The organism is Roseomonas sp. 18066, assembly GCF_902706185.1.
In the GTDB taxonomy this organism is placed as follows: Bacteria; Pseudomonadota; Alphaproteobacteria; order Acetobacterales; family Acetobacteraceae; genus Pseudoroseomonas.
This window is the reverse complement of the sequence record NZ_CACSJM010000294.1, coordinates 1-2,332: the sequence shown is the minus strand read 5'-3', so window position 1 is coordinate 2,332 and position 2,332 is coordinate 1. Positions and strand designations below refer to the sequence as shown.

The following is a 2,332-nucleotide window of genomic DNA, read 5'->3' as shown; positions in this document are numbered from 1 at the left end:
GGGGGCCACGGGCGCGCCCTGGGCCTCGGCCAGGATGACGCATTGCAGCATAGGCTCGCCCAGCACGGCGGTGCCGCCGAAGCCGGCCGTGGCCAGGGCAGCGTGCCAGCGCGGCGGGTCGAGCAGCGGCGCATGCGGCAGGCGCTGCGCCGGGTCCTCGAACAGCCACCAGCCGGGGGTCAGGCCGAAGGTCAGGGTGTTGAAGTCCTGCGCCGCCGTCGCCTCGTTCACCGCCAGCAGCCCGCCCGGGCGCAGCAGGCTCCGCGCATGCGCCAGCGTCGCCCCGATGCGCGGCGTCGCATGCAGGACATTCGCCGCGATGACGATGTCGTATTTCTGTTCGTTGATCCCCTGCGATGCAGGGGATCGGGAGATATCCAGGCGGGCCGTGCGCAGGAAGGGCGCGGTCTCGGCGAACTCCGCCTCGGCCGCGGTCAGGAAGGCCGGGCCGATATCGGTGAACAGGAAGTCGATCCGGTCGGCGTAAGGCGCCAGCGCCCGCAGCACGAAGCGCGTGGTGCCGCCGGTGCCGGCGCCGATCTCCAGGATGCGCAGCCGTGACGCCGGCTCCGCTTCCAGCCGGGTGGCCACGGCGGCCGCCACCGCCTCGGCCAGCAGCGCCTGCAGATGGTCGACCACCGGATTGCCGGCATAGATCGGCGCCACCAGCGCCATGCTGCCGCCGGGGAAGAGCACCGCCTGCGCGTCCTTCTGCCCGCCGAGGATCGCCGGCAGGTTGGCGCAGCAGGTTTCCAGCAGCCGCAGATAGGGGGCGGCGGCCGGGTCCTGCGCCACCAGCGCCGCGGCGCTCGCGGCCAGTTCCTCCGCGCCGGGCGCGAAGGCCAGGCGGCGGCCGGAGCGCAGATGGGCGCGCTCCAGCAGGTCCAGCACCGCCGCCAGCAGCGGGCGCTGCGCCGGGGCGACGGCAAGCTGCGTGGCGATCTCGTCGTCGGTGCCGGCCTCCAGCCCCGCGCCGCGCAGCGCGGCCAGCGCCAGCAGCGCCGCATGCTGGTTGATGGCGGCGAAGCCGGCGGCGGCGTCCTGCAGCAGCGCGCCGGCCTGGCTTTGCCGCGCCGTGGCGGCGGTCAGCGCCGCCGGCAGCAGCGCGGTGGCCCCGGCCGGGATGCGCCGGGTGGGATCGGCGCCCAGCTCCTGCGCCACCTGCGGCCCGATGCGCATCGGCATCGCCCGGGTGACGCCCGGCGCCGCCCAGAGCCGTCCCAAGGTGAAAAAGCCTTCAACGGTGGCGATGGGGTGGACGCCGATGCGGGCCATCATGGCGCGGTGTTGTGGGGTGGCGACGCGGCCGACCTCCCCCCAGAAGCCCCAATCGGCGACCAGGACACGCCGCGCCGTCTGCCCCAGCGCATGGGCATCGGCGAAGGCGCTGGCGGCGGCATAGGCGGCCTGGCCGGGATTGGCCGTCTCGGCATTGGCCGAGGAGAAGAGCAGCAGCGGCGCCGCGTCGCCGCGCCGGTCCAGCGCGGCGGTCAGCGCGGCCAGGCCGCGGGTCTTCGGCGCCAGCACGGCCGCGATCTCGGCGTCGGCCTGGCTATCGACGCGGCCGTCGCGCAGGTCCATCGCCGCATGCACGACCAGGTCGGGCGCGCCCCAGAGCGTTTCGATCGCCTGCAGCGTGGCCTCCAGCGCGGCCGGGTCGGTCAGGTCGGCGCGGAAATGCCGGGCCTCGCCGCCGAGGGTCGCGCAACGCTCCAGGGTCGCGGTCACCGCCGCCGTCGCCGGGCTGCGGCCGAGCAGGGCGACCCGCGCGCCGTGGCGTTCCGCCAGATGCTCGGCCAGGGCGCGCCCGAGGCCACCGGCCCCCCCGGCGATCACCACCACCCCGCCCGGCGGGCAGAGCGGCGCTGGCTGCGCCGGCAGGTCGAGCGCACCGAAACGACGGTGCAGCGGTGGCTTTCCAGGACGCAGCGCCAGGTCGGCGCCCGGGGTCGCCAGCGCCGGGAGGTCCGCCGCCAGCCCCGGCGCCGCCGGGTCGATGTCGAGCACCGCCAGCCGCAGCGCTGGCCATTCCCGTCCGGCAGCGCGGGCGAAGGCGGCCAGAGCGGCGCCCAGCGGCTCGGGTGTTTCGGTCGCGTTGACGGCCTGGGCGCCGAGGGTGACCAGCACCAGCCGCGGCGGGGTCGGCCGTGCCGCGAGGTCGCGCAGCAGGGCGGCCAGGCGCAACACGGCGCCTTCCACCGCCTCGGCGGCGTCGTGGCCACCGCCGGCCAGCAGCCAGACGGCATCGGTCGCCGGGTCGGGCGCGGTGGCCAGCGACGTGCCCAGGGCAGTGGCGACGGCCTCGGCGATGGCGGTGGGGGCGCCCTCGGCC

The 2,332-nt window shown here is 76.5% G+C and carries 1 protein-coding gene; it reads right to left on the bottom strand.

What is annotated here, in order from left to right:
• A partial coding sequence (locus GVN67_RS28770; protein ID WP_160000724.1) for an SDR family NAD(P)-dependent oxidoreductase occupies positions 1–2,332 on the bottom strand: 2,332 nt, incomplete at both ends.